The following is an 807-nucleotide window of genomic DNA, read 5'->3' as shown; positions in this document are numbered from 1 at the left end:
GTTGTTGGAGGAGACGCGGTTTGCGCAGCCGGCGTTGTTCGCGGTCGAGGTGGCGTTGTTCCGGTTGGTGGAGTCCTGGGGTGTGCGTGCTGACTATCTGGCGGGTCATTCGGTCGGTGAGGTGACGGCTGCGTTTGTGGCGGGTGTGTGGTCGTTGGAGGATGCGGCGGCTCTGGTGGTGGCGCGGGGGCGGTTGATGCAGGCTCTGCCGTCGGGTGGGGTGATGTTCGCGGTGGAGGCGGCGGAGGACGAGGTGGCGCCTCTGCTGACGGAGGGTGTGTGTGTCGCTGCGGTCAATGGTCCGTCCTCGTTGGTGCTGTCGGGTGCCGAGGAGGCGGTTGTGGGGGTGGTGGCTCGTCTTGAGGGGCGGCGGTCGAAGCGGTTGCGGGTCTCGCATGCGTTTCATTCGTCGTTGATGGATCCGATGCTGGAGGAGTTCCGTCAGGTCGCGGCCGCGCTCACGTATCACGAGCCCGCTGTGCCGGTGGTGTCGAATCTGTCGGGTGGGGTGGCGGATGCGGGTCGGTTGTGTTCGGCGGAGTACTGGGTGGAGCACGTGCGTGGCACGGTGCGTTTCCACGACGGGGTGCGGGCGCTGCGGGAGCTGAAGGTGACCACGTTCGTGGAGTTGGGTCCTGACGGTGTGTTGTCGGGGATGGTGGACGGGGACTGTGTGCCCTCCCTGCGACGGGACGTACCCGAGGACCGGGCACTGATGAACTGCCTGGGCCGGCTGCATGCCCGGGGTGTGGAGGTGGACTGGGAGAGGGTGTTCGCCGGGACGGGCGCCCGCCGGGTCGACCTGCC

General features: G+C 67.8%; 1 protein-coding gene. It reads left to right on the top strand.

Annotated features, from left to right (window positions below):
- On the top strand, window positions 1–807 hold an 807-nt coding region (locus IE239_RS41530; protein ID WP_190154618.1), incomplete at both ends, for an acyltransferase domain-containing protein.

Source organism: Streptomyces humidus (genome assembly GCF_014649655.1).
GTDB classification, from domain to species: Bacteria; Actinomycetota; Actinomycetes; order Streptomycetales; family Streptomycetaceae; genus Streptomyces; species Streptomyces humidus.
This window is presented reverse-complemented; position numbering and strand designations above follow the sequence as displayed.